This window comes from Rhizobium sp. BK377 (genome assembly GCF_014193935.1).
In the GTDB taxonomy this organism is placed as follows: domain Bacteria; phylum Pseudomonadota; class Alphaproteobacteria; order Rhizobiales; family Rhizobiaceae; genus Rhizobium.
This window is the reverse complement of record NZ_JACIAC010000001.1, coordinates 1,489,052-1,513,374: the sequence shown is the minus strand read 5'-3', so window position 1 is coordinate 1,513,374 and position 24,323 is coordinate 1,489,052. Positions and strand designations below refer to the sequence as shown.

Annotated in this window: 28 protein-coding genes and 1 tRNA gene; 14 read left to right on the top strand and 15 right to left on the bottom strand. The window is 60.1% G+C overall.

Translation table 11 applies throughout. The features are described 5' to 3' along the window. Nucleotides 1-99: 99 nt before the first annotated feature. From FHT92_RS07520 to rfbF, 5 genes are read right to left on the bottom strand one after another with little or no spacing between them, the layout of a single operon-like run. Nucleotides 100-1,344, bottom strand: a complete 1,245-nt coding sequence (locus FHT92_RS07520) for a glycosyltransferase family 2 protein (protein WP_183823536.1) — start codon at nt 1,342-1,344, stop codon at nt 100-102. Continuing rightward, the gene (gene rfbC / locus FHT92_RS07515; protein WP_183823534.1) at nt 1,341-1,883 is read right to left on the bottom strand and encodes a dTDP-4-dehydrorhamnose 3,5-epimerase; all 543 of its coding nucleotides are present in this window, start codon (nt 1,881-1,883) and stop codon (nt 1,341-1,343) included. Before rfbC ends, FHT92_RS07520 begins: the two co-directional genes overlap by 4 nt. After that, complete coding sequence (locus tag FHT92_RS07510) at nt 1,880-3,115, bottom strand: class I SAM-dependent methyltransferase (RefSeq protein WP_183823532.1); 1,236 nt, start codon at nt 3,113-3,115, stop codon at nt 1,880-1,882. The genes rfbC and FHT92_RS07510 overlap by 4 nt, the downstream gene beginning before the upstream one ends. Beyond that, on the bottom strand, nt 3,112-4,176 hold the full coding sequence (gene rfbG, locus FHT92_RS07505; RefSeq protein ID WP_183823850.1) for a CDP-glucose 4,6-dehydratase: 1,065 nt from the start codon (nt 4,174-4,176) through the stop codon (nt 3,112-3,114). The genes FHT92_RS07510 and rfbG overlap by 4 nt, the downstream gene beginning before the upstream one ends. Then, nucleotides 4,167-4,940, bottom strand: coding sequence for a glucose-1-phosphate cytidylyltransferase (gene rfbF / locus FHT92_RS07500; RefSeq protein WP_183745821.1), 774 nt, complete (start codon nt 4,938-4,940; stop codon nt 4,167-4,169). Before rfbF ends, rfbG begins: the two co-directional genes overlap by 10 nt. A gap of 60 nt (nt 4,941-5,000) precedes the next feature. On the opposite strand from rfbF, the gene FHT92_RS07495 reads away from it, so the two are divergent. Then, on the top strand, nt 5,001-5,231 hold the full coding sequence (locus FHT92_RS07495; protein WP_183823530.1) for a hypothetical protein: 231 nt from the start codon (nt 5,001-5,003) through the stop codon (nt 5,229-5,231). 34 nt (nt 5,232-5,265) lie between these two features. On the opposite strand, the gene FHT92_RS07490 is transcribed toward FHT92_RS07495, so the two are convergent. Both FHT92_RS07490 and FHT92_RS07485 read right to left on the bottom strand, forming a co-directional pair. Next, on the bottom strand, nt 5,266-5,418 hold the full coding sequence (locus FHT92_RS07490) for a hypothetical protein (protein ID WP_183745823.1): 153 nt from the start codon (nt 5,416-5,418) through the stop codon (nt 5,266-5,268). A 112-nt stretch (nt 5,419-5,530) separates the two neighbouring features. Further along, nucleotides 5,531-5,615, bottom strand: a tRNA-Leu gene (locus tag FHT92_RS07485). Between the two features lie 167 nt (nt 5,616-5,782). On the opposite strand from FHT92_RS07485, the gene FHT92_RS07480 reads away from it, so the two are divergent. Then, on the top strand, nt 5,783-6,190 hold the full coding sequence (locus FHT92_RS07480; protein ID WP_183823528.1) for a BA14K family protein: 408 nt from the start codon (nt 5,783-5,785) through the stop codon (nt 6,188-6,190). A gap of 3 nt (nt 6,191-6,193) precedes the next feature. Here FHT92_RS07480 and FHT92_RS07475 read toward each other — a convergent pair whose 3' ends face one another. Next, complete coding sequence (locus FHT92_RS07475) at nt 6,194-6,487, bottom strand: SelT/SelW/SelH family protein (RefSeq protein WP_183745827.1); 294 nt, start codon at nt 6,485-6,487, stop codon at nt 6,194-6,196. A gap of 184 nt (nt 6,488-6,671) precedes the next feature. Here FHT92_RS07475 and FHT92_RS07470 point away from each other — a divergent pair, with 184 nt between their 5' ends. Continuing rightward, on the top strand, nt 6,672-7,721 hold the full coding sequence (locus tag FHT92_RS07470) for a GH25 family lysozyme (RefSeq protein ID WP_183745829.1): 1,050 nt from the start codon (nt 6,672-6,674) through the stop codon (nt 7,719-7,721). Between the two features lie 78 nt (nt 7,722-7,799). Here the strand turns inward: FHT92_RS07470 and lepA are convergent, their stop codons facing one another. Together lepA and tenA are read right to left on the bottom strand one after the other, a co-directional pair. Continuing rightward, nucleotides 7,800-9,632 carry a translation elongation factor 4 gene (lepA, locus tag FHT92_RS07465; protein WP_183745831.1) on the bottom strand — a complete coding sequence of 611 codons (1,833 nt, stop codon included), beginning with the start codon at nt 9,630-9,632 and terminating at the stop codon, nt 7,800-7,802. Nucleotides 9,633-9,708: 76 nt separating this feature from the next. Next, nucleotides 9,709-10,407 carry a thiaminase II gene (tenA, locus tag FHT92_RS07460; RefSeq protein ID WP_183823526.1) on the bottom strand — a complete coding sequence of 233 codons (699 nt, stop codon included), beginning with the start codon at nt 10,405-10,407 and terminating at the stop codon, nt 9,709-9,711. Between the two features lie 129 nt (nt 10,408-10,536). Here tenA and FHT92_RS07455 point away from each other — a divergent pair, with 129 nt between their 5' ends. Both FHT92_RS07455 and FHT92_RS07450 read left to right on the top strand, forming a co-directional pair. Further along, nucleotides 10,537-11,106: a helix-turn-helix domain-containing protein gene (locus FHT92_RS07455; RefSeq protein WP_183823525.1), complete on the top strand. Its 570-nt coding sequence runs from the start codon at nt 10,537-10,539 to the stop codon at nt 11,104-11,106. 28 nt (nt 11,107-11,134) lie between these two features. After that, nucleotides 11,135-11,653: a GNAT family N-acetyltransferase gene (locus FHT92_RS07450; RefSeq protein ID WP_183823523.1), complete on the top strand. Its 519-nt coding sequence runs from the start codon at nt 11,135-11,137 to the stop codon at nt 11,651-11,653. Here FHT92_RS07450 and FHT92_RS07445 read toward each other — a convergent pair. After that, nucleotides 11,635-12,261 (bottom strand): HAD-IA family hydrolase, encoded by a 627-nt coding sequence (locus FHT92_RS07445; RefSeq protein ID WP_183823521.1) that lies wholly within the window; start codon nt 12,259-12,261, stop codon nt 11,635-11,637. The two genes, FHT92_RS07450 and FHT92_RS07445, sit on opposite strands and share 19 nt — an antisense overlap. Before the next feature lie 154 nt (nt 12,262-12,415). On the opposite strand from FHT92_RS07445, the gene FHT92_RS07440 reads away from it, so the two are divergent. From FHT92_RS07440 to FHT92_RS07430, 3 genes are all read left to right on the top strand, one after another. Continuing rightward, nucleotides 12,416-13,441 (top strand): histone deacetylase family protein, encoded by a 1,026-nt coding sequence (locus tag FHT92_RS07440; protein ID WP_183823519.1) that lies wholly within the window; start codon nt 12,416-12,418, stop codon nt 13,439-13,441. A gap of 9 nt (nt 13,442-13,450) precedes the next feature. Then, nucleotides 13,451-14,002 (top strand): recombination regulator RecX, encoded by a 552-nt coding sequence (gene recX / locus FHT92_RS07435; RefSeq protein WP_183823517.1) that lies wholly within the window; start codon nt 13,451-13,453, stop codon nt 14,000-14,002. Nucleotides 14,003-14,093: 91 nt separating this feature from the next. Next, a complete protein-coding gene (locus FHT92_RS07430) occupies nt 14,094-14,987 on the top strand; it encodes an EamA family transporter (RefSeq protein WP_183823515.1) in 894 nt (297 codons plus the stop codon). A gap of 4 nt (nt 14,988-14,991) precedes the next feature. Here FHT92_RS07430 and FHT92_RS07425 read toward each other — a convergent pair whose 3' ends face one another. Further along, on the bottom strand, nt 14,992-15,459 hold the full coding sequence (locus tag FHT92_RS07425; RefSeq protein WP_183823513.1) for a group III truncated hemoglobin: 468 nt from the start codon (nt 15,457-15,459) through the stop codon (nt 14,992-14,994). Nucleotides 15,460-15,625: 166 nt separating this feature from the next. Between FHT92_RS07425 and mbfA the strand changes: the two genes are divergently transcribed. Further along, nucleotides 15,626-16,609, top strand: coding sequence for an iron exporter MbfA (gene mbfA / locus FHT92_RS07420; RefSeq protein ID WP_183823511.1), 984 nt, complete (start codon nt 15,626-15,628; stop codon nt 16,607-16,609). A gap of 107 nt (nt 16,610-16,716) precedes the next feature. Here mbfA and FHT92_RS07415 read toward each other — a convergent pair whose 3' ends face one another. Then, nucleotides 16,717-17,316, bottom strand: coding sequence for a transglutaminase-like cysteine peptidase (locus FHT92_RS07415; RefSeq protein ID WP_183745860.1), 600 nt, complete (start codon nt 17,314-17,316; stop codon nt 16,717-16,719). A gap of 209 nt (nt 17,317-17,525) precedes the next feature. Next, the gene (locus tag FHT92_RS07410; RefSeq protein ID WP_183823509.1) at nt 17,526-18,323 is read right to left on the bottom strand and encodes an alpha/beta hydrolase; all 798 of its coding nucleotides are present in this window, start codon (nt 18,321-18,323) and stop codon (nt 17,526-17,528) included. 180 nt (nt 18,324-18,503) lie between these two features. Between FHT92_RS07410 and infC the strand changes: the two genes are divergently transcribed. The 5 genes from infC to pheT all read left to right on the top strand — a co-directional run bounded on the left by infC (nt 18,504) and on the right by pheT (nt 23,656). After that, a complete protein-coding gene (gene infC, locus FHT92_RS07405; protein WP_183746499.1) occupies nt 18,504-19,040 on the top strand; it encodes a translation initiation factor IF-3 in 537 nt (178 codons plus the stop codon). 299 nt (nt 19,041-19,339) lie between these two features. Continuing rightward, the gene (rpmI, locus tag FHT92_RS07400) at nt 19,340-19,543 is read left to right on the top strand and encodes a 50S ribosomal protein L35 (protein ID WP_004108077.1); all 204 of its coding nucleotides are present in this window, start codon (nt 19,340-19,342) and stop codon (nt 19,541-19,543) included. 39 nt (nt 19,544-19,582) lie between these two features. Then, nucleotides 19,583-19,987, top strand: coding sequence for a 50S ribosomal protein L20 (gene rplT, locus FHT92_RS07395; RefSeq protein ID WP_007813309.1), 405 nt, complete (start codon nt 19,583-19,585; stop codon nt 19,985-19,987). Between the two features lie 147 nt (nt 19,988-20,134). After that, complete coding sequence (gene pheS, locus FHT92_RS07390) at nt 20,135-21,217, top strand: phenylalanine--tRNA ligase subunit alpha (RefSeq protein WP_183823507.1); 1,083 nt, start codon at nt 20,135-20,137, stop codon at nt 21,215-21,217. 15 nt (nt 21,218-21,232) lie between these two features. Then, complete coding sequence (pheT, locus tag FHT92_RS07385) at nt 21,233-23,656, top strand: phenylalanine--tRNA ligase subunit beta (RefSeq protein ID WP_183823505.1); 2,424 nt, start codon at nt 21,233-21,235, stop codon at nt 23,654-23,656. A gap of 216 nt (nt 23,657-23,872) precedes the next feature. On the opposite strand, the gene FHT92_RS07380 is transcribed toward pheT, so the two are convergent. Then, on the bottom strand, nt 23,873-24,232 hold the full coding sequence (locus FHT92_RS07380) for a nuclear transport factor 2 family protein (protein WP_183745872.1): 360 nt from the start codon (nt 24,230-24,232) through the stop codon (nt 23,873-23,875). Between the last annotated feature and the right edge of the window lie 91 nt (nt 24,233-24,323).

Here is a 24,323-nt window from a genome sequence, read left to right as displayed (position 1 = left end):
CAGGGCTGAGACTCACGCGATCGGGGCACACTGAACTCTGCAAAAACTAGGGGGTGAAACTGGCGCGAGGCTTTGCAGCGTCCGACGCAGCTTCACGCATCAGACGAGCACGTGCTGCGTCAGGTCGGTTTCGATGAAGATGAGGTTAGGCTTGTAGCCGAGCTCCAGGAAGTTCTCGCGCCGCGGCATATCGGCGGCAAAGATCGCCGTTTTCTCCAGACGCGCCGGATCGTGCGTCTGCGGGTCAGCGACGATCTCGATCTCCGGCAGCAGGCCCATGTTGCGCAGCATCTCGCCGATCGATTTGGGATCGGCCATGCCGCTGAGGATGAGGCGGTCGATACCGGCGGTCGCGTTGACCTGATAGGTGAGCGTCTGGATCGCCACCATCATCGGGAGGCTATGGCGAAGCTCAGCGACCTCAGGATGTTCGCCGAGGCCGCCGAGCGCCATGCGGGTATAGAGCTCATAGGCCTTGATGAAGTCCTTCCGCGCCACCCAGAAACGGATGGCGACCGACATGCGGTTCAGCGTGAAGATCTTGCACATCTCATCGTAGATGGCGCGCGCCTCGCGGCTGGTGTTCAGTTTGCCGCGCTTGGCGGCGATGTAGAGGTAGTATTCCAAGCCACCGCGATATTTGTCCCAGGAGGTCATGACGTCGTCGTTGCCGGCCTGTTGGCGCGCAGGCGCGATCTTGGAGACCGCCACCGAGCGATAGAACGGCTGTTTCAGGAAAGTGACGGCCCCCTGATCGACGAAATGCGCGAGATAGGAAAAAGCCCAGAAGCAGAAATCGCGCGGCACCCAGGCGGAGCGCAGGGCGGAGGAACGGTAGATGCCAATCTCAGGGAAGATGTGGCCGTTAAAGATGAACTGGAAGAGCTCGATGAAGCTCTGCTGCGGAAACTTGATGTCTTCGGCGATATCGTAGAATTGTGAGAGGTCCCGATCGTGGACTTCATCATAGAGATACCAGGGTGCCTGGCAGGCAACGACATCGGGATTGGCATCCAGATAGGCCATTGCCGCTTCAACGCCGGCTGGCATCAGGAAATCGTCATCGGCAAGGTAGATCGAATATTCGCCGACCGCGTGATGGAAGGCGCAGGCAAGGTTCGGCCCCGAGCCACCGTTGACGGCGCGGCGGTGATAATGGATCGGCAGCCCCTTGGCGATGAATTCCTCGACAACCTGCGTCGTGTTGTCGGTCGAGGCGTTGTCGGAGATGACGATCTCGTAGGGGAAGCTGAAATTGTAGCTCTCGCAATGCTCCAGCGCGTTTCGGAGATAGGCTTCGCGATTGTAGGTCGGAATGCAGATGCTGAGTTTCATACCGCTCAAAGGCTTGTCTCCTGGCTGTAGCTTTCAAGCGCGGCGTCGCGCTCGTTGATGACACCAGGCATAAACGGCCAGGCGATGGAAAAGACGGGATCGTCCCAGCGGACGCCGCGGGCAAGCTCCGGCACATAGACTTCCGACATCTGGTAGAAGAGCTCGCAGTCGTCCTCGAGCGTCAGGAAGCCGTGGGCGCAGCCGGCAGGTATGTAGAAGGCGTTGTAGCTGGCAGCATCGAGCTCGACGGAGGCCCATTTGCAATAGGTCGGCGAATCCCGTCTCAGATCGAGCGCCACGTCGAAGACCCTGCCGCGCGTGGCACGTACCAGCTTGATCTCCGGACGCGGCTCTGCCTGGTAATGCATGCCGCGCAGGGTGCCGCGCTTGTGGTTCTGCGAGACGTTGCATTGCGGGTAGACCGGGACGAGACCGCGATCGGCAAAGCTTTTGGCGTCGAAAGTCCGCGCGAACAACCCGCGCTCGTCGGAGCGCGGCTCGACTTCGACGACAAAAGCACCCGAAACCGCGGTCGGAATGAATTTCATCCGATTACCGTCAGTTCCGGTACGGCGACGGCAAAACGCCCGCCCCAGGCGCCGACCCTGCCATTGGCTGCCACGACTTCGTTCTTGATGTTCCACGGCAGGATGAGAACGTAATCCGGCTTCGTCTCGTCCATCTTTTCCGGCGCGTAGATAGGCAGCTTGCTGCCCGGCAGAAAATGGCCCTGTTTGTGCGGATTGCGGTCGACCACATAGTCGATGAGATTGGTGCCGATGCCGCAGAAATTCAAAAGCGTGTTGCCCTTGGCGGCAGCGCCATAGGCTGCGACCTTTTTGCCGTCCCGTTTGGCTTCGTTGAGGAAGGCGAGCAGCCCATCCTTGATCGGTGCTACGCGGCTCTGGAAGGCCTCGTAGGTTTCGACCTTATCGAAGCCTGCGGCTGCTTCGTCGGCACGCACCTTGGCAACGCCGGGGCCGGTCGGATGAGCGGTCGATGCCGTGCGGCAGGCGAGCACGCGCAGGCTGCCGCCATGGGTAGGCAGTTCTTCGACGTCGAAGACCTCCAGGCCGTGAGCCGCGAAGGCCTTCTCGACTGCGAGCAGCGACAGATAATAGAAATGCTCATGATAGACGGTGTCGAACTGGATGTTTTCCATCAGCCGCAGCAGATGCGGGAACTCGACGCTGACGACGCCATCCTCCTTCAGGACGTCCGAGAGCCCGCCGACGAAATCGTTGATATCGGGCACATGTGCCAGCACGTTGTTGCCGATGACGATATCGGCGGCAAGGCCGCGGGAGACGAGATCGGCAGCCGTTTCCTTGCCGAAGAAGCGCGCTTCCGTCGGAACGCCGATCTGCCGGGCCACCTCCGCGACGTTCTCGGCCGGCTCGATGCCGAGCACCGGCACGCCGGCCTCGACGAAGTGTTTCAGCAAATAGCCATCATTGCTCGCCACCTCGATGACCTGCGATGTCTCGTTCAGGCCGAAGCGCTTGCGCGCCATGACCGTGAACTGGCGGGCATGCTCCACCCAGCTGTCGCTGTAGGAAGAGAAATAGGCGTAGTGGCTGAAGATGTCTTCCGGCGGCACGAAGGCATCGGCTTGTACAAGCCAGCAATCGGAGCAGACGAAGGCGCGCAGTGGATAGGACGGCTCCGGTTGCTTGAGCTGTTCTTCCGTCAGATAGGCGTTGGCAAGCGGTGTCGAGCCGAGATCGACGAAACGATGTTTCAAGGGAGCGCCGCAGAACCGGCAATTATGCGCTGTCATGATATTGCTTCCTCATAGGCCGCGATCTGGCCGAGCGAGAAGGCACGCATGTCGGCTCCTTCGCGGTTGGCCCTGTACCAGGCGGCTGTCCAGTCGATTGTCTGTTGCAGGCTCAGGCGCGGGCGCCAGCCGATGGTGGAAAACGCCAGGGCCGAGCTCAGCGTAAGCGCGGGCGCCTCCGGCAGGTGTGCTCCGGGTGCCTGTTTCCAGACGTCGTTCACGCCGTGGGCGAGGCCGAGGGCTTCGGCGAGGTCCGCAACGGTTGCGAAACTCTGCGGATCCGGACCGAAATTGAGCGCGTCGGGTAACTCCGCCTCATCCGAAACCGTCAGGGCTTCGGCAAAGGCAAGATAACCGCCGAGTGGCTCCAGCACATGCTGCCAGGGACGGATCGCTTGCGGGTAGCGGAGCTGGATCGGCTGGCTGCTTTCAAAAGCACGGATGAAATCCGGGATCAGCCGATCCTTCGACCAGTCGCCGCCGCCGATGACATTGCCGGCGCGCACGGTGGCAACACTGATATCGCGCTCCTTGAAGAAGCTGTCGCGATAGCTCTGGACCACGAGCTCGGTGCAGGCTTTGGAATTGGAGTAGGGGTCCTTGCCGCCGAGCGTATCGCTTTCGATAAAAGGAACGCCGCTGCCATTGTTGGCATAGACCTTGTCGGAGGTAACGACCAGAACCGTCCTGACCGAGGGTGTATCGCGCACTGCATCCAGAACGTTTGCAGTTCCCATCACATTGGTCGCGAAGGTCTCGGTGGGATTTTCATAGGAGCGCCGCACCAGCGCCTGTGCTGCCATGTGGATGACGATTTCGGGTTCGAAATCGATGAGGCGCTGCTTGAATGCTACTGCATCTCTGATGTCGGCTATGTGGTGGCCCTGCCCGTTCCAGGGCGAAAGCCGCGCATAAAGGGAGGGGCTGGTTTCGGGTTCCAGCGAAACCGCCGCAACCTCCGCGCCGAGCTTTTCCAGCCACAGCGAAAGCCATGATCCTTTGAACCCCGTATGTCCCGTCAGGAACACGCGCCTGCCATTCCAGAAGTCGGTCAGGCCCATATCTTCCACGGCGCCTTTCCGGAACTCCAGAGCTCCTCGAGCTGGTTGCGCTCGCGCAGCGTATCCATCGGCTGCCAGAAGCCGTCGTGGCGGAAGGCGGCCAGCTGCTTATTGGCTGTCAGCCACTGCATCGGACCGGCTTCCCAGATCGTGTCGTCGTCTTCGATAAGGTCGATGACGGAAGGATGCAGCACGAAGAAGCCGCCGTTGATGCGCTGGCCGTCGCCCTTCGGTTTCTCGATGAAGGCAGTCACTACATCGTTCTCGATGTTCGTCGCGCCGAAGCGGCCCGGGGGCGTCACCGCACACATCGTCGCCTTCAGGCCGTGGCTGCGGTGGAAGGCGATTTCCGAGGTGATGTCGATATCGGCGACACCGTCGCCATAGGTCAGGCAAAAGGGCTCGTCTGGGCTCAGGTGGTCGCGAATGCGTCGGATACGACCGCCCGTCATGGAGTTCATGCCGGTATCGACAATGGTCACCTTCCAGCTGGGCTTCGAACCCTTGTGATATTCGATCGCGTTGGTGGCGAGGTCGACGGTGATGTCGCTGTGATGCAGGAACAGGTTTACGAAATATTCCTTGAGCATGTAGCCCTTGTAACCGGCGCAGATGATGAAATCATTCAGGCCGTGATGGGCATAGATGTTCATGATGTGCCAGAGGATCGGCTTTTCACCGATCTCGACCAGAGGCTTGGGCCGCACGCTGGTCTCTTCGGCGAGGCGCGAACCCAGACCACCTGCCAGAATTACGACTTTCATCCCAGGCGAACTCCAAAGGGTCTGATAATATTCATTGCCGCCGGCAGGCACCTGGCGAGTATGTCCGGTATGCGGGCAAGGATCTCTGCGGAGCGCAACGGCAGTAACTTCATCGTGATGCCGGTATCCGACTTCGTTCTTGTGCGAGGCTTGCCTTTAGCTGACGCGAAAATAACCGGCAGCCGCGTGGCGTCCGCTCGCCCGGCTGAGTGGCTTGCCGGTAGTCTGCTGGAATTATTTGCTATTTTCGCAGCGCCGCGCGCATCGGCGCTGCATGCCTATGATTTTTAAGGGGTAAGAAAAGCACTCTGCGGGAACGAGGCGTTCAGAGAATGCGATCGAGCTTATGCTGGATATGCAGATTGGGCATTAACCCGGCCGTATGGGCGGCACGATAGGCGTTGCGTGCGGCATCGAAGGTCACGCCCCACATGATGGCGCTCAGAAGAAAGGCGATGATGTAGACCTGAATCCGCATGAGGCCATCGAAATGGAGTATGTTGGCATTAATGTGGCAATGTTGAAGCGGCCCCGTGACGGGGCGGCTTCTCGACTGAAATTATTGGAAAATAAGCTCTTTCGAGAAGGAATGGTGCCCAGAAGAGGACTCGAACCTCCACGCCTCGCGGCACAGGTACCTGAAACCTGCGCGTCTACCAATTCCGCCATCTGGGCGACGGAGAGCCATGTACGGGCGTGGCCCTTTGCTGTCAACGGGGTTTTTGAAGTTTTCCTGACAGTATGCAAAAAAAGCGTCATGAAGCCGTGACCGCACCGCACAGGTCGTGGATGGCATGGTGTGTTTCTTCACCCTATATGAGGGATAGTGGAAAGGAACCGCCATGTTCGACCTTCGCCTCGCTCTTCTTGCCGGTCTGCTTGCCGCGGCGCCGCTGGCCGAGGCTGTTGCGGCCTCGCCGTCGCTTGGGCCTGTCAATACGCAGTCGACGATCTGTGACTACCGCGGCTGCTTTGGGTTCGGCCCGCAACAGTGGCATCGCCCGGCCTATGTCCAACCGAACTATCGCCCGCCCAATGCCGCCGGTCCGAAATATTACCAGCCGCCCGGCGCCCTGCCGCCAAGGTTGACCTATGATCCGCCGCCGGTGCAGCGGGTGCGGCCCTCGGCGGACGATCGCAGCCGTCATGTGGAATGGTGCAGGAACGAATACCGCTCTTACAATCCGCGCACCGATCGTTTCGTGACTTACGAGGGCATCTACAAGACCTGCCGCTCGCCTTATCGCTGAGTATCAGCTTTCCAGCGAGGCCCGGTCGGTATGGCCGAGATCGCGGTCGGGCTCGATGATGTCGCGCACTCGTTGCTTGAGTTCTTTGGGTCCGGGAAAACCGCCGTCGCGCTTGCGCTCCCAGATCAGATCGCCATTGATGCGGATTTCGAAATTGCCGCCGGTGCCGGGAATGAGCGCCACTTCTCCAAGACTGTCCGTAAAGGTTTGCAGCAGTTCCTGTGCCATCCAGGCGGCACGCAGCAGCCAGTTGCACTGGGTGCAGTAGAGGATCGTCACGCGGGCTTTCTCGGTCATGGGAGACTCCTTTTATCCGTGGGATCTAAGGACTTCTAAAAGGCGCTGCAATGGACCGCCGCCGAATCGGCACGCCGAAAGTTCGGATTCAGTCTTTTTTGATAATTTTCCGTTAGCTATTCCAAACTGGTGTTCTTCGCGGATGAATGAAGCACCTTCAGTTTTGTTTTGCGTAACGGTGCTCATGCGTTCCACGGCTGTCCCAGCGATCCTTCTTGCTTGCCTTGCTCTGGCGGGCTGCTCGTCGGCTTCCGGTCCGGAAACTCTTTCGGCCGGCGCCACTCCGAAACCGTCGAAGGAAATCACCGCTTCCGTCACCCCGCCGCCGGCGTCTGTGCCGCAGACCACAGGCCCGGCAGCCGAAACGGACGATGCGATACCCCAGGCAAGCCTTGCCTGGGAAGCACCTGCGCCTGCGCCGCGCGCCTTCTCGGCGATGACGCCTTCAGCCGTTTCACAGCCGGGGATGCCGGTTCCGAGCGAACGCCCCGTCGAATTCGCCATGGCGGCGGCACCCGCCATCGAGCCGCCGACCCGCGGTCGCTCGCGCGTCTATGGCTATGGTTTCCGCGATGCCAAGCCGATCAACTTCGGCAGGATTTCGCCGCGCAAGCTCCCGGTCCACGGTGTCGACGTTTCCCGCTGGCAGGGCGACATTGATTGGGAAACCTTGCGGACCCGCGGCGCGAATTTCGCCTTCATCAAAGCGACGGATGGCGGCGACCATTTGGATCCGATGTTCAAGACCAATTGGCGGCGCGCCAAGGAGGCCGGCATCAAGCGCGGCGCCTATCACTTCTTCTATTGGTGCCGCACGGCCGGCGAACAGGCCGACTGGTTTATCCGCAACGTGCCGCGTGACCCGGATGCACTGCCGCCGGTCATCGATGTGGAATGGAACGGCGAATCGAGCTGCAAGGTGAAGCTCTCCCGCGCTCGCGTGCAGGAAAAGATGCAGGTCTTCATGGAGAAGATCGAGCGGCACTATGGCAAGCGCCCGATCATCTACACCGCCCCGGATTTCTACGCCGACAATCTCGAAGGCGCCTTCCAGAACTATCACTTCTGGCTGCGTGCGGTCGCGGAACATCCCTCCAAGGTCTATCCGAACCGGAAGTGGCTCTTCTGGCAATATTCCGGCTCCGGCCTGTCGCATGGCGTCGAAGGCCGTATCGACCTCAACGTGTTCCGCGGGAGCGAGGAAGAGTGGCATCGCTGGGTGGCGGGGCTTTAAAAGCAAAAGGCTGGCACAGGGCCAGCCTCCGATTTCGTGTTGGGCCTGAAGGGGGGCACCGAAACTCGGATAGTCCCCTTACTCGTCGCCCATCTTTAGCGCGGCAATAAACGCTTCCTGCGGAATTTCCACCTTGCCGAACTGGCGCATGCGCTTCTTGCCGGCCTTCTGCTTGTCGAGCAGCTTGCGCTTGCGGGTGGCGTCGCCGCCATAGCACTTCGCGGTCACGTCCTTGCGCAGCGCCGAGATCGTTTCGCGGGCGATCACGTTACCGCCGATCGCAGCCTGGATCGGGATCTTGAACATGTGCTTCGGAATCAGCTCCTTGAGCTTTTCGCACATGTCGCGGCCGCGCTTTTCGGCGGCCGTGCGATGCACCATCATCGATAGCGCGTCGACAGGCTCGCCGTTGACGAGGATCGACATCTTCACGAGGTTGCCCTCGCGATGGTCGGTGAGTGTATAGTCGAAGGAGGCATAACCTTTCGAGATCGACTTCAGCCGGTCGTAGAAATCGAAGACGACTTCGTTGAGCGGCAGGTCATAGGTCAGCATCGCGCGCGTGCCGACATAGGTGAGCTCGATCTGGATGCCGCGCCGGTCCTGGCAGAGCTTCAGGATACCGCCGAGATAGTCGTCCGGTGTCAGGATCGTTGCGCGGATCCACGGCTCGTGGATTTCCGAGATCTTGACGACATCGGGCATGTCGGCCGGGTTGTGCAGCTCGCGCTCAGTGCCATCTGTCATGTACATCTTGTAGACAACGGACGGTGCGGTGGCGATAAGGTCAAGATCGAACTCGCGCTCCAGCCGCTCCTGGATGATTTCGAGATGCAGGAGGCCCAGGAAACCGCAGCGGAAACCGAAGCCGAGTGCGGCAGACGATTCCATTTCGAAGGAGAAGGAAGCGTCGTTGAGGCGAAGCTTGCCCATGGCGGCGCGCAGATCTTCGAAATCGGCCGCATCGACCGGAAAGAGACCGCAGAACACGACGGGCTGCGCCGGCTTGAAGCCCGGCAGCGCTTCGGCGGTTGGGCGCTTGTCTTCGGTAATGGTATCGCCGACGCGGGTATCGGCCACTTCCTTGATCGAAGCGGTGATGAAGCCGATCTCGCCGGGGCCGAGGCTGTCGACATTGACCATCTTGGGCGTCAGCACACCGACGCGCTCCACCTGGTATTTCGCATCCGTGCCCATCATCCGCACGGTCTGGCCCTTGGTCAGCACGCCGTCGATGACGCGCACAAGGACCATGACGCCGAGATAGGTATCGTACCAGCTGTCAACGAGCAGTGCCTTCAGCGGCGCCTTCTCGCCGCCGGGGCTCTTCGGTGCCGGCAGCTTATGAACGATCGCTTCGAGCACGTCGGGAATGCCGAGGCCGGTTTTCGCCGAAATCAGCACGGCCTCGGAAGCATCGATGCCGATCACTTCCTCGATCTGTTCCTTGATGCGCTCCGGCTCGGCAGCCGGAAGGTCGATCTTGTTGAGGACGGTGACGATCTCATGATTGTTGTCGATCGCCTGGTAGACGTTGGCGAGCGTCTGGGCTTCCACGCCTTGGCTGGCATCGACGACGAGCAGCGAACCCTCGCATGCCGACAGCGACCGGGAAACTTCATAGGCGAAGTCGACATGGCCGGGCGTGTCGATCAGGTTGAGGACATATTTCTCGCCGTTGTTCGCCTGGTAGTGCAGGCGCACGGTCTGTGCCTTGATGGTGATGCCGCGCTCGCGCTCGATATCCATATTATCGAGCACCTGCTCGGACATTTCGCGCTCGGCAAGGCCGCCGGTCGTCTGGATGAGGCGGTCAGCAAGCGTCGATTTGCCGTGGTCGATGTGGGCCACGATCGAGAAGTTGCGGATATGGGATAGCGGGGTGGTCGAATTGGTGCTCATGCGCGCCATATAGCAGCGTGCAGATCGCCCGCAAAGCGGTAATTATCCCGCCGTTTACGCTATTTTGCTATCCAGGGAGCGTGCCTCAGACGGGCCACTTCTCCAGCCGCCAGGCCGAATCCCAGAACATCCATTCATATTGCGAGGCACGCACGAAGACGTCCATCATCTGCTGGCGTTCCATCAGGGAGGCGGCGCGCCCGGCAATATCGGTCAAAGCGATGACCTCACGAGCGCCGGCCGCGAATTGGGGATCGCCATAGGTATTGATCCAGGCCTGGAAGACGTTGCCCTCGATCGCCGGCCTGCTCTTGATGCCTTCTCCGACATGCCAGTAGATCCAGAAGCACGGCAGGATGGCCGAGAGCGCGACGGCATAAGAGCTGTGATAGGCCGTCGCCAGCAGGAAATTCGTATAGGCGAAGCAGGATGGCGAGGGCTCGGCCGCCGTCACATCCGCGCTCGAAATACCGAACTGTGTCAGGAAACCGGCATGCAGACCCTGCTCGACCGTGATCGCTTTCTGAGCCGACCCGAGAAAGCGCAGCACCTGGGCATTGTCGGGCGCCTTTGCGGCGACGATCGCAAGGCAGCGGGCATAGTGCTTCAGATAGATCGCGTCCTGCAGGATGTAATGCCGGAACACCTCCGGCGGCAGCGTGCCGTCGGAAAGCCGTTCCAGCAACGGCAATCGCTCGATCTCGGCCATGATTGGCTTGATCCGGTCCCAGGCGGCAGCCGTGAAGCTTCCCGCCGTCTCAGTGCCTTGCGCAATACCGTCCATCTTGTTCTCCGCTCTTGAATGCCGCTGCCATTTATCGACGGCGCTATGGTGAAAGCAAGGCCACTCATGAGAACTTGATTCCATCATTGGATCATGTATTTCTCCTATAGTGGAATCATGGATCGGAAGATGGAACAGGAATTCGAACAGGCGATCGGCATTCGCATCCGCACGTTGCGGCTGGAAAAAAGCCTCACTTTGGATGATCTCGCCAATGCCTCAGGGGTGAGCCGCGCCATGATCTCCCGTATCGAGCGTGCAGAGGCGAGTCCAACAGCCTCGCTTCTGGCGAGGGTTTGTGCTGCTCTTGGCCTCTCATTATCCGAATTCTTTGCCGACGAAGCGCAGGCGGCATCGCCGCTCTCGCGCCGTCAGGATCAGCAGGTCTGGCGCGATCCCGAAACCGGCTATATGCGCCGCGCCGTTTCTCCGTCGGGTACGGCCTCGGATGTCGATATCGTCGATGTTGAGTTTCCCGCCGGTGCACGGGTCGCCTTCCCGCCGCACGCAGCCAGCCGCGGCATGACCCAGCATGTTTGGCTCTTCGACGGCGAGCTGGAAATGACCGTCGGCGAAACCGTTCACCGCCTCAAGCCTGGCGACTGCCTCTTCATGCCGGTCGGTGACGGCCATGTCTTTCACAATCCGGGTCACGCGCCGGCACGCTATTGCGTCGTGCTGGACCACGGCACCCGCTAACTCACGCGCTCATTGACCAGGAACCATCATGTCGACCATCCGTCTTCTCTCCGCCGCCGAAGCCTATGCAGCCATTCCCGATCTTTGCGAGGTGCTTGCCGATTGCGTCAACGGCGGCGCTTCGGTCGGCTTTATGCAGCCCTATACGCCGGCTGGTGCAGAACCCTATTGGCGGGGCGTCGCCGAAGCAGTGGCTGATGGCGCTACTCTCCTCTTCGGCGCCGAAATGGATGGCAAAATAGTCGGCACCGTGCAGGTCGGCGCTGCCCAGATGCCGAACCAGCCGCATCGCGGCGACCTGAAGAAGCTGCTTGTTCATCGCTCCGCTCGCGGTCACGGCCTGGCGCGCCTCCTGATGGAGATGGCCGAGCAGGAAGCGGCCCGTCGCGGCAAGACGATCCTCGTTCTCGACACGGCAACCGGCAGCGATGCCGAAGCGATTTATCCGCGTCTCGGCTGGGAGCGCGTCGGCGTCATCCCCGATTATGCGCTTTGGCCGGAAGGCGGGTTTTGCGCCACGACGCTTTTCTACAAGCGGGTGGGCTGAGGGTTCTGCGTGAAGGCGGCGATGGCATCTGCGAGCGCCGATGCGGGCGTCCAATGCAATGCCTTCCAGCCGAATTGCGCCGCAGCCGCAATATTCTCCTCGATATCGTCGATGAAGCCGATGTCTTCAGGCGCCACACCGACGCCATCGGTCACGAGGCGGAAAAAAGCACTTTCGGGCTTTCGAGCACCAAGGGCTGCGGAATAGAAGATGCCGTCGAAAAGCGCGCCGAGTTCGAGCACGTCGCGCAAGTAAGCCGCCCGCCTGTGCTCCTGATTGGTGGCAAGATAAAGAAGCGTGCCTTCGTCCTTCAGGCGGGCGAGGTCGGCAAGCAACTGCCGGTCCAGCCGGGAATCATTTTCAAACCAGTAATTGAGCAGTTTCTCGGCGGTAAGATGCGGAGCGATCCGGCCGAGAATTTCCGTCAGACGGGGTTCTATCGGCTCTTCGCCCGTAATGATCCCCGGCCAGTGCGGCATGAAGAACTCCCGCTGAAGCAAGGACGGCGACAGGCCGAGGTCGCGCTCGAGGTAAGTAAAAAGCGGCAGACCGTCAGCTGGCCGTCCGTGAACCAGCACGCCATCGACATCGACCATCAGGATTTTCATGGGACTTAATCTCTTGGGGAAAAGGGACGCATTCTGAAATCGGCTTGAACGTGGCGTCATCTTTCGTGGCGATCAAGACGTGTTCAACGGCTTTTTTCTTGGGGCGGGCCTGTGTAAGGCTTGAGTCTGACAGACTGATTTGCGGAGGACACTCGTGCGCGTCATCTATTCCGAAGACCACAAGCTGCGCGATGCGAAGACGGAGCTCCACGACGGCCAGCTCGTGACGCCCTTCGAGGCACCGTTCCGGGCGGAATGGATTCTCGCCGCGGTGAAGAACGCGGGCTTCTCGGATGTTGTTGCGCCGGAAGCTCACGGCCTCGAAACGGCGCGCAAGGTCCATGATCCGGCCTATCTGGAGTTTCTGGCGATCGTCTGGGATCGCTGGGTGGCCGCGGGATATACGGGCGAGGCGATTGCCAACTCCTTCCCCGTCCGCCGCACCGGCCAGCGCATACCGGAAAACATTGTCGGCGCGATCGGCCATTATGCCAATGCGGCCGACACGTCCATCACCAAGGGCTCTTACGAGGCAGCCGTTGCCTCCATGCGCTGCGCGATATCGGGCGCGGATTGGCTGAATGCCGGCAACCGCTTCGCCTTCGCGCTCTGCCGCCCGCCGGGTCATCACGCCGGCATCGACCTCTTCGGCGGCTATTGCTTCATCAACAATTCCGGCGTCGCGGCCCAGCGTCTGCTCGATCACGGCGCAAAGAAGGTCGCCGTGCTCGACGTCGATTTTCATCACGGCAATGGCACGCAGGATCTCTTTTATCGCCGCAGTGATGTCTTCACCGCCTCGCTGCATGGCGATCCCATCCACGCCTTTCCCTATTTCCTCGGCCATGCCGATGAAGCAGGCGAAGGGGAAGGCGAGGGCACTAACCGTAATTACCCGATGGCACCCGGCACCACATTCGATGTCTGGTCATCGGCATTGTCCGATGCGCTCTCGCGTATCAAGGGCTTTGGCGCCGAAGCAATCGTTGTCGCCCTCGGCGTGGACACGTTCGAGCGCGACCCGATCTCCTTCTTCAAGCTGAAATCGGAGGATTTCATCCGTATGGGCGAGATGATCTCCGGTGCCGGTTTGCCCGTCGTCACCTGCATGGAGGGCGGTTACGGCCTGCCGGAAATTGGCCTCAACGTCGCCAATGTGCTCAAGGGATTGGAAGCCTGATCGCTGCCCATGACCGAGGAGACCATTCCATCCGATGTTCCGACGCCGCGTATGCTGAGCTGGGCGCGCAACTCGACCATCTACCGCCTCGAACGGCGCATGATGACCGAGAAGCAGCTCTTTGACGCCATCACGCGCAAGGCGAAGGAGAAATTCGAGGATATCAGCGCAGCCCAGCTGAAGGCCGTTGCTGATTTCGCTGTCAACTTCGCCTATGACAACAAGGCGATCGACGATAGCGCCTATGCCAAGATCAGTACGCGTTCTGCCGTGCGCAGCGGCAAGTCGAAGCGCGCCATCGCCCGGAAGCTTGCAGTCAAGGGCATCTCCAGCGACAGGGTTGAGTCAGCGCTTGAAGAGGTTGACGATCTCTATGCCGCGGCGATATTCGCCCGCAAGCGTGCCTTCGGGCCTTTCCGTCGCGAGGAACTCGACGAAAAACGGAAGGCAAAAGAGCTCTCCGCCTTCGCCCGCAACGGCTTCAGCTTCGAGATCGGCAGGAAGGTCTTCGACATGAGTTTCGAAGACGCAGAAGAGATCATCCTCTCAGGCCGCCTCTGACATCGCATCAAGCCTTTTGCTGCCCCGATCAGAAGTTTGAATTTGTCGCTCATGCGCTGTCCTCATATGAAGAGCGCAATCGGAGAAGCATATGGAAGAAAGAACGAACGTCGGAACGAGCACCTTGACGGCGCAGACGCCCGCAGCGTTTGGCGGTGTGGCCGCCGGCGGGATGATGTGTCTCATGTCCATGTCCTCTGTGCAGTTCGGCGCGGCTTTGTCCTCCTCAGCCATCGCCACTTATGGGCCGATCGGCGCCACCTGGCTGCGCCTTGCCTTTGCGGCCACTATCCTCGCGATCGCCGTGCGTCCGCGCATGTCAAGCTACAGCCGCGCTCAATGGACGAGTGCCCTGGTCCTCGGCACCACGACGGCGCTGATGACGATGAGCTTTTTCTCGTCGATCGAACGCATTCCGCTCGGTCTCGCCGTAGCGATCGATTTTCTCGGGCCGCTTTCGGTCGCGACGATTGGTTACGGATTGAACTGGCGCCTCATCTGGCCGCTTGTCGCCGCTTTCGGCGTTCTGGCTCTCGCCCATGACGGCGAAGGTTGGGTTGGAGATCCCCTCGGTGTCCTCTTTGCATTCGGCGCTGGAACCGGCTGGGCGATCTATATCGTGCTCACGAAGAAGATCGGCGCAAGCTTCAGGGGGCTGGAAGGACTTTCCATGTCGCTCATGGTCGCCGCTCTGGTGGCGACACCCTTCGGCTTCTCGGGTGCCGTGCCGAAGCTCGATGCTTTCGGTCTGGTCGAAATGGTGGGCCTTGCCATTCTCGTGCCGCTGCTGCCCTACACGCTGGAGCTGATCGCGCTGCGTCGCATGCCGACCGCCTCCTTCGGCATCCTCATGAGCCTCGAACCAGCCATTGCAGCCCTCGCAGGCTTCGTCATTCTGGCCCAGCCGATGACGTTTCTGCAAATGGCCGGGACGGCTCTGGTCGTTGCCGCAAGTGCGGGTGCGACCTTTTCGGCAAGGCAGTAAAGGGTCAGCCCGTCTTCTTTGCGGGATCGTCGAGTGCCGGATTGTAGAAGAGCGACAGCGTCAGGCTCTTTGCGATCCGTTCCGCTGTCGCCACGAACCAGTCCCTGGCTTCCGGTGTCGGGGCCACGTCTTCGAGCGTTCGCGAAAACAGCGAAAGCCATTTCGGGAAAAGATCGGGCGTCATGTTCGCCACGCCGAGATGCGCCCGCACCGGCTTGCCGCCATAGGCGCCGCTGCGGAAAGCAACAGAGGACCAAAAGCTCTTCATCTTTTGCATATGTTCGGGCCAGCGGCCGGAAAGCCGCGCATCGAAGACCGGTCCGAGCTCGGGATGCGCGAGTACCCGCCCGTAGAAAGTCTCCACCAGCTTCGAAATGAAGGCCTCGTCCACGCCAATCACCTTCATCTCGGCTTCGGCTTTTTCACGGATGGCGGCAATATGCGCGGCCCGTCCCTGTATCTCGCTATTCATCTTTAACCCCGGTGCTGCTTGTGGCCTCCATATAGGTTGGCGCGCCGCGTCGGCAAAGCGCGATCGGCCGATCGCGTCAATCTGTCAATCTCGCGGGGTTTCGATCTTGACCCACGTGTTGCGTCCCTCTAAGTTTAGAATAATTCTAAATTATTGGAGACTATCGATGCTCGCCCGGTTTTTCAGATCACCGAAACGGTCCTTCCGATCTCTCTCCGAGCAGGAAATCCTGGCGCTTGCTATCGCCTCGGAAGAGGATGACGCTCGCATCTACCTCGCTTATGCCGAACATCTGCGACAGGAATTTCCGGCCTCCGCCAAGGTATTCGAGGATATGGCCGAGGTGGAGGACACGCACCGCAGGTCGCTGATCGAAATGCACCGCCAGCGCTTTGGCGAGCGTATTCCCCTCATACGCCGCGAGCATGTCGAAGGCTTTTACGAGCGCAAGCCAGGCTGGCTGCGCGCCAATCTCTCCCTCGATGCGATCAGGCAGGAGGCCGAAGCGATGGAGGAGCAGGCCTATCGCTTCTATGTCGAAGCGATCAAGCAGACCTCTGACGCCTCTACCCGCCAGCTTCTCGGCGATCTTGCACTTGCAGAGCAAGGCCACGAGGATATTGCTCGCATGCTCGGCGACAAGCACACGCCCGAAGACGTGAAGAGGGAAGAGGATGAGACAGCACGCCGACAGTTCGTGTTGACCTATGTACAACCGGGTCTCGCCGGTCTCATGGATGGCTCGGTCTCCACGCTGGCACCAATCTTTGCCGCGGCCTTTGCCACGCAGGATACCTGGCAGACCTTCCTCGTCGGCCTGTCGGCCTCTGTTGGTGCCGGCATTTCGATGGGCTTCACGGAAGCCGCCCATGACGACGGCAAGATCTCCGGCCGCGGCTCGCCGATCAAGCGCGGCCTTGCCTGCGGTATCATGACGGCGCTCGGCGGCCTCGGCCACGCGCTGCCCTATCTCATCCCGCAATTCTGGACCGCGACCGTCACCGCCGCCATCATCGTTTTCTTCGAACTCTGGGCGATCGCATTCATCCAGAACAAATATATGGAAACGCCGTTCCTGCGCGCCGCCTTCCAGGTCGTCGTCGGCGGTGGCCTCGTCCTCGCAGCCGGCATTTTTATCGGGAATGCGTGAACGGCGCTCGAGCGTAGCCGAGCGAAACACGGATGGCAGCGCGAGAGCATCCTGGAATGAAAAAGGCCGGCTTTCGCCGGCCTCTCCCACAGTCCCCTCGAAACGTCTTACTTGAGAGCGCCGACCAGAACGTCGCGGCCATTCTCAATGGTTACCCAGCGGCCGGCATTGAAGCTCGACTGGCGCTTGATGAACGTATAGGGCGTCGAAAACCACGGCTTGACGTCGGAAGCGAGGTTGTCGAGCACGAAATCGCCTTCGGCAGTACGCAGCGTCAGCACGGCATGACCTTCGCCATCGGGCTTGCGCACGACGGTCATCAGCAGATCGGCAGGCGAGAAGCCGCGCTGGATGAGGATACGGCGCTTCAGAAGCGCGAAATCCTCGCAGTCACCGGCCGTGGTCGGATAGGCCCAGACCTCGTCCTTGCCGTAGATTTCCTTGTCGGTCATTGGCGTGATCGTGCGGTTGACGGTCGTGTTGACCGAACGGACCGTTGCCCACCTGGCGCCCGTCATCGCGACCGGGCCGGTATTGCGGTCGGCACCGCATTCGCTGCGGTGCGTTTGACAGAAGTCGTAATGACCAACCGGCTGCGATGTCGCATTGCCGGTCACCATGGAGGCATTCTTGCTCGGAGCCGGAATAGCGGCCGGCGCCATTGCAAACACGGCCATCATGGCCACGAGGAAACCCTTGATCCGCACGCCCTACTTCCCTGCATCGCCCTTTATTTATTAACAAAGAGTTAACGGAGAGGGCCGAAAGGAGTCAATCGTTACTTCTTGGGAGGGCCGTACAACTCGCAGACATGGTTAAAATGCAACATAACCTTTGGATGATCGAACAGATCTTGTTCAACCGTGACCTTCTATTTGGGCAGTTGCGTATGCTTTGATGGGGGACCGGCTTCAGCTCAGCGGATCATCCCTTTGACGGCGGTGCGCAGCCGTTCGATGTCCTGCGGGCGCGAAAGCCGGTGATCGCCATCGCGAATGAAGGTCAGCAGCACGTCGTCCGCCGGAAGATGTTCCACGAGCTTCATCGCATGCAGATAGGGGATATCGGCATCTTTCATACCCTGCAGGATATGGATCGGGCAGCCCGTTTCGATGATCCCGGTCAGCACCCGGTTCTGGCGGCCATCCTCGATCAGCGCGCGCGTATAGATGTTGGGCTCCGGGCTATACTGCGAGCGTTCCTCGAAATAGCCGCGCTCTTCCAGCGAGGCGCGTTCCTTCTTCTTGAGGTTCGGCTCGATCAGATCGGAGGTGAAATCCGGCGCCGGCGCGATCAGCACAATGCCGTCAAGCTTTGGCCCGCCGCCCTTCGCCAGCTCCTGTGCAACCCGCAACGCGATCCAGCCGCCCATCGAAGACCCGATGAGGATCATTCGTTCCGGGGCGGTATTGCGGATCACCGCGAGCGCCTCCTCCAGCCAGCGCGAGATCGTGCCGTCGGTGAAGGCGCCGCCGGAAAGCCCGTGGCCGGAATAGTCGAGGCGGATGCAGGCGGCACCCAGTTCCTCCGCCAGCCGGTCGATTTCGACAGCCTTGCTGCCGCTCATGTCCGATCGGTAGCCGGATAGCCAAATGAGAGCGGGAAGATCGGTGTTGGCCTTCGCCGGGCGTATCAGCATGGCGATCTGCCGCGCCGCCGCGCCTTCGCCGACATCAAGGAACTTGGGCTCAAGAACGGACATCTGGTCGGACATCGGGCGAAACTCCTGTTGTTTTGGCCTATAAAACAGATTCTTGACGGGCTGACAGCAGGTGATTTTTCCGCTAAAGGATGTTATTGAATCCGTTGCAGCGATGGTGTGACCCGTTTGTGCCCCTTTTCGAACTGGGACACGAAGCTGCAACGTTCCGAACAACGCGAGGAGAATACGACCATTCGCAGACCCTTTAAAACCGACGCGCCCGTGAAGGATGGACCGCGCTCGAATCGGGATATCCGCATTCCCAAAGTTCAGCTGATTGCTGCTGACGGACAGAATATGGGCGTCGTGCCCACCGACCAGGCCTTGAGAATGGCGGAAGAAGCCGGCCTCGACCTCGTCGAAATTTCCCCCAATGCCGAACCGCCTGTGTGCAAGATCCTCGATCTGGGCAAGCTGAAATATGCCAACCAGAAGAAGGCTGCCGAGGCGCGTAAGAAGCAGAAGATTGTCGAAGTCAAAGAAATCAAGATGCGCCCGAACATCGACACCCATGACTATGAGGTGAAGATGAAGGCGATGGGTCGCTTCTTTGACGAAGGTGACAAAGTGAAGGTGACGCTGAAGTTCCGCGGCCGCGAAATGGCCCACCAGGAACTCGGTATGAGGCTTCTCCAACAAGTTAAGGCCGACACGCTCGAGATTGCCAAGGTCGAGGCCGAGCCCAAGCTCGAAGGCCGCCAGATGATGATGGTGCTGGCGCCGAAGTGACCGGTGCCGCATCCTTTCGCTCAAAGCCGTCCGACAGGGCGGCTTTTGTGTTTCTTGCGGATGCAAGAATCCTCTTCTGCCCCGTTGCACTTTCATGACGCTGCGGTTATAAGCGCGCGTCCGAACTGACCGGCAGGGCATGCCGTGGCAGTTTCGAATGCTTGCGGGCAGGTTTCGTCACTGGACCCGCAGATCAACAACAAACGCTCCCGCGCCTTTGGCGAAGACCGTAAAGCCGGCTTTCGCAGAAGGGCTTCTTTGATGAAGCATGTGAGGAGCTCTCAGAACGGAGTAGCAAAATGCCCAAGATGAAGACGAAGTCCTCTGCCAAGAAGCGGTTCAAGATCACCGCGACCGGCAAGGTCAAGGCGGCTGCCGCTGGCAAGCGCCATGGCATGATCAAGCGCACGAACAAGTTCATTCGCGATGCACGTGGCACGATGGTTCTGGCAGAACCCGATGGCCGTAAGGTCGTGAAGAACTATCTGCCGAACGGTCTCTGAGACTATTCCGGTAACGCGTTAGATTAAGGAGATCATGAAATGGCACGTGTAAAAAGAGGCGTCACCGCCCACGCCAAGCATAAGAAGGTTCTGAAGCAGGCCAAAGGTTTCTACGGCCGCCGCAAGAACACCATCCGTACCGCCAAGGCCGCCGTCGATCGCGCCAAGCAGTACGCATATCGCGACCGCAAGGTTAACAAGCGCAACTTCCGCGCCCTCTGGATCCAGCGTATCAACGCTGCCGTCCGCGAATTCGGCCTGACCTATGGCCGCTTCATCGACGGCCTGAACAAGGCTGGCATCGAAGTCGACCGTAAGGTTCTGTCCGACATGGCAATCCATGAGCCGGAAGCATTCGGCGCGCTGGTTGCTGCCGCCAAGAAGGCCCTTGAGTACCTCAAGGAAACTGGCACGGCTAACGAGTTTGAAGGCGCGGTTCGTTAACCAGCGCTTCCCAAACTTGACGCTTTTTTGAATTTTGGGAAACCCGCGCTGGTTTGGGCTAGCGCGGGTTTTTCTTTCTTTGTACTGCTGGCGCCGGCCGCTCGGCCCGCCTTTCGAACGCCGCCTGATCTGGACGGAAAGAAGACAATGTCAGATATCGACCAGCTTAAATCCTCTCTGCTTGCCGAAATTGCCGCCGCCAATGACGAACAGACGCTCGAAGCCGTCCGTGTTTCGGCACTCGGCAAGAAGGGCTCCGTCTCCGAGCTTCTGAAGACGCTCGGCGCGATGACGCCGGAGGAGCGCCAGACGCGCGGCGCTGTCATCAATGCTCTGAAGAACGAGGTGACCGACGCTCTCATCGATCGTAAGACGGTGCTGAAGGAAGCGGCGATCAATGCCCGTCTGAAAGCCGAAACGGTCGATGTCAGCCTGCCGGTACGTTCATCGCCCGCCGAGCGCGGCCGTATCCATCCGATCAGCCAGATCGTCGACGAAATCACTGCGATCTTCGCCGACATGGGCTTCTCGATCGCCGAAGGTCCAGACATCGAGAGCGACTATTACAATTTCACGGCTCTGAATTTTCCCGAGGGACACCCGGCCCGCGAGATGCACGACACCTTCTTTTTCAATCCGGATGAGAAGGGCGAGCGCAAGGTTCTGCGTACACATACCTCGCCGGTGCAGGTGCGCACCATGGAAGCGCAGAAGCCGCCGATCCGCATCATCATCCCCGGCAAGACCTACCGCCAGGATTCCGACGCTACCCATTCGCCGATGTTCCATCAGGTCGAGGGTCTGGTCGTCGACAAGAAGGCCAATGTTGCCAACCTTCGCTGGGTGCTGGAGGAATTCTGCAAGACCTTCTTCGAGGTCGACGGCGTGACAATGCGCTTTCGCCCGTCCTTCTTCCCCTTCACCGAGCCCTCCTTCGAGGTCGATATCCAGTGCGACCGGTCCGGCCCGATCGTCAAGTTCGGCGAAGGCACCGACTGGATGGAAATCCTCGGCTGCGGCATGGTCCACCCGAACGTACTGCGCTACGGCGGACTCGATCCGGACGAATATCAGGGCTTTGCCTGGGGCATGGGCCTAGACCGCATCGCCATGCTGAAATACGGCATGCCAGACCTGCGCGACTTCTTCAACGCCGACGTCCGTTGGATAAACCATTACGGCTTCCGCCCGCTCGACATGCCGACGCTGTTCGGCGGCCTGAGCGTTTAAGGGAGGATTGGACCTATGAAATTCACGCTCTCCTGGCTGAAAGATCATCTGGAAACGGATGCTACGCTCGATGAAATCTGCGCCCGCCTGACTGAGATCGGGCTGGAAGTGGAAGATGTCGACGATAAGGCAGCCTTTAAGCCCTTCGTTATCGCCAAGGTTCTCTCCGCCGAAAAGCATCCGCAGGCCGACCGCCTCAAGGTGCTGATGGTCGATACCGGTCAGGGCGCTCCGGTACAGGTCGTCTGCGGCGCGCCGAATGCGCGTGCGGGTCTCATCGGCGCCTTTGCCGCTCCCGGCACCTATGTTCCCGGCATCGACGTAACGCTGTCGGTCGGCAATATCCGCGGTGTGGAAAGCCGCGGCATGATGTGCTCGGAAAAGGAACTGCAGATCTCCGACAATCACGACGGCATTATCGACCTTCCTGATGATGCGCCCATCGGCACGAGCTACGCCGCCTATGCCCATCTCGACGATCCGGTCATCGAGATCAACCTGACGCCGAACCGCCCGGACTGCACCTCGATCTACGGCATTGCCCGCGATCTTGCCGCCTCCGGCCTCGGCACGCTGAAGACGCGTCCCGCGCCATCCTTCGCTGTCGAAGGAAAAACGCCGGTAAAGCTGACGCTCGATCTCGACGATGCCAAGCTCTGCCCGGGCTTCAGCCTGCGGCTCGTCCGTGGTGTCAAGAATGGCCCGAGCCCGCGCTGGATGCAGCAGCGGCTGCTCGCGATCGGCCTGCGCCCGATCAATGCACTTGTCGATATCACCAACTACATGACCTTCGATCAAGGCCGGCCGATGCACGTCTTCGACGCCGCCAAGGTCACGGGTAACCTGACTGTGCGCCGCGCCCGGGAAGGCGAAACCGTGCTGACGCTCGATCAGCGCGAATACAAGCTCGGCCCGAACAACGTCGTCATCGCCGATGAAGACGGCATCGAATCGATCGGCGGCATCATGGGCGGCGAACATTCCGGCTGCGATGAGAATACCGTCGATGTCCTGATCGAATCCGCTCTCTGGGATCCGATGAACATCGCCAAGTCAGGTCGCGCGCTCGGCATCATCACCGATGCCCGCTACCGTTTCGAACGCGGCGTCGATCCGGAGTATATGATTCCGGGTCTGGAACGCACGACGGAACTGGTGCTTGAACTTTGCGGCGGCACGCCCGCCAGGGCCGAAATCGTCGGCTACAAGGGTTACGAGCCAAAGATCGTCGACTTCCCCTATTCGGAGGTCAAGCGCCTGACCGGCCTGGAGGTTTCGACCGAAGAAAGCAATAGGATTCTGAGCCGTCTCGGTTTCAAGGTTTCGGGCTCCGGAGAACGTGTCTCCGTCGCCGTTCCATCCTGGCGTCCCGATGTCGATGGCAAGGCCGATCTGGTGGAAGAGGTCATGCGCATTCACGGCGTCGACAACATCAAGCCGGCGCCGCTCGAAAGCCATGCTGCCGTCAACGGTAAAATCCTGACGGTGCTGCAGATCCGCACGCGCATCGCCAAGCGCGCTCTCGCCTCGCGCGGCATGCTGGAAGCCGTCACCTGGTCTTTCATTTCCGAAGATCAGGCAAAGCTCTTCGGCGGCGGCTCGGCAGCCCTCAAGCTCGCCAACCCGATCGCGGCCGAAATGTCGGATATGCGCCCCTCGCTGCTGCCTGGCCTGCTGACGGCTGCCCAGCGTAATGCAGACAAAGGCTATGGCGACGTGGCGATCTTCGAAGTCTCTGGTACCTACGAAAACGACACGCCGGAAGGCCAGCGCCGCGTAGCCGGCGGCATCCGCCGCGGCACGGCCTCGCTTGCCGGTGCTGGCCGCATGTGGTCGAATGCCTCAAAGGGTGGCGGCAAGCCGGTCGATGTCTTCGATGCCAAGGCCGATGCGCTCGCCGTCATCGAAGCCTGCGGCCTGCCGACGGGGAATATTCAGATCGAGCAGGGCGGTCCCGAATGGTATCACCCCGGCCGCTCAGGCACGATCAAGATGGGTCCGAAGGTGATCCTCGGTTATTTCGGCGAGTTCCATCCGACCATGCTCGAAAGGCTCGATGTTTCCGGCGCGCTCTGCGGGTTTGAAGTCTATCTCGATGCCATGGCCGAGCCGAAGAAGAAGGCGACCCGTACCAAGCCGGCGCTTGACCTCTCGCCCTTCCAGGCCGTCAAGCGCGACTTCGCCTTCGTCGTCGATAAGACCGTGGAAGCTGGAGCGATCATCAAGACTGCCACCGGTGTCGATCGCAAGCTGATAACGGGCGTCAATGTTTTCGATATTTTCGAAGGCGCCTCGGTCGGCGAAGGCAAGAAATCCGTTGCGATCGAAGTCCAGATCCAGCCGGCCGAGCGCACGCTGACGGACGAGGATTTCGAAGCGCTGACCCAGAAGATCGTCGCAAGCGTTGCCAAGTTCACCGGCGGCGTTTTGCGAGGCTGAGCCGGCTAAGTCGATCTCAAGCAAAACTGGTTTCGCGTCCAGAATTGCGTTGAGCAAAAGATAAAGCGCCCTTTGTGCGTCTGATCAGCGCGCAAAGGGCGCTCTGATTTTATGGACCTGTTTTTCCGAACTTGAGGCGATGCGGGGCCTGCATAGGATGCATAGAATGCATAGGGCGATGATTTGCGGTCTGTTGCAGACGGAAGGTACAGGACCCTACACATGGAGATGATAAAGCTTGCTGACAATCGTCCAGCGGCCTTCGATCTTCAGCAGCGAGAGATAATCAGTGAAGCGCATGCCGGCGAATTCGTCGGTGACTTTCACGGTCGCAGCATCGCCCGATATATCGATGCTGCCGATATCCATGTAAGGCTGGGTGCCCGGTGGCGCTGCCCCTTCCTCGATGATGGCGGCAATGAATTCATCCCGCGAGAGCCATTCCACCGCATTTTCATAGTGCCCGATGATCGAGCTCTTGGGATGGAAAGCTTTCTTCAAGGCTGCCTCGTTGGCGAAGGCCATGCCCTCGACATAGAGATGAACCGTTGCCTCGATTGCCTGCCTGTCAGCCATATCGACACCTCGCCTCGTATTCTGAAGGAAATGATAGAGGGGTCGTCGGCGAAGACAAGGCTGAAAGAAGGAGAGCGGCCGGCGCCGGCCG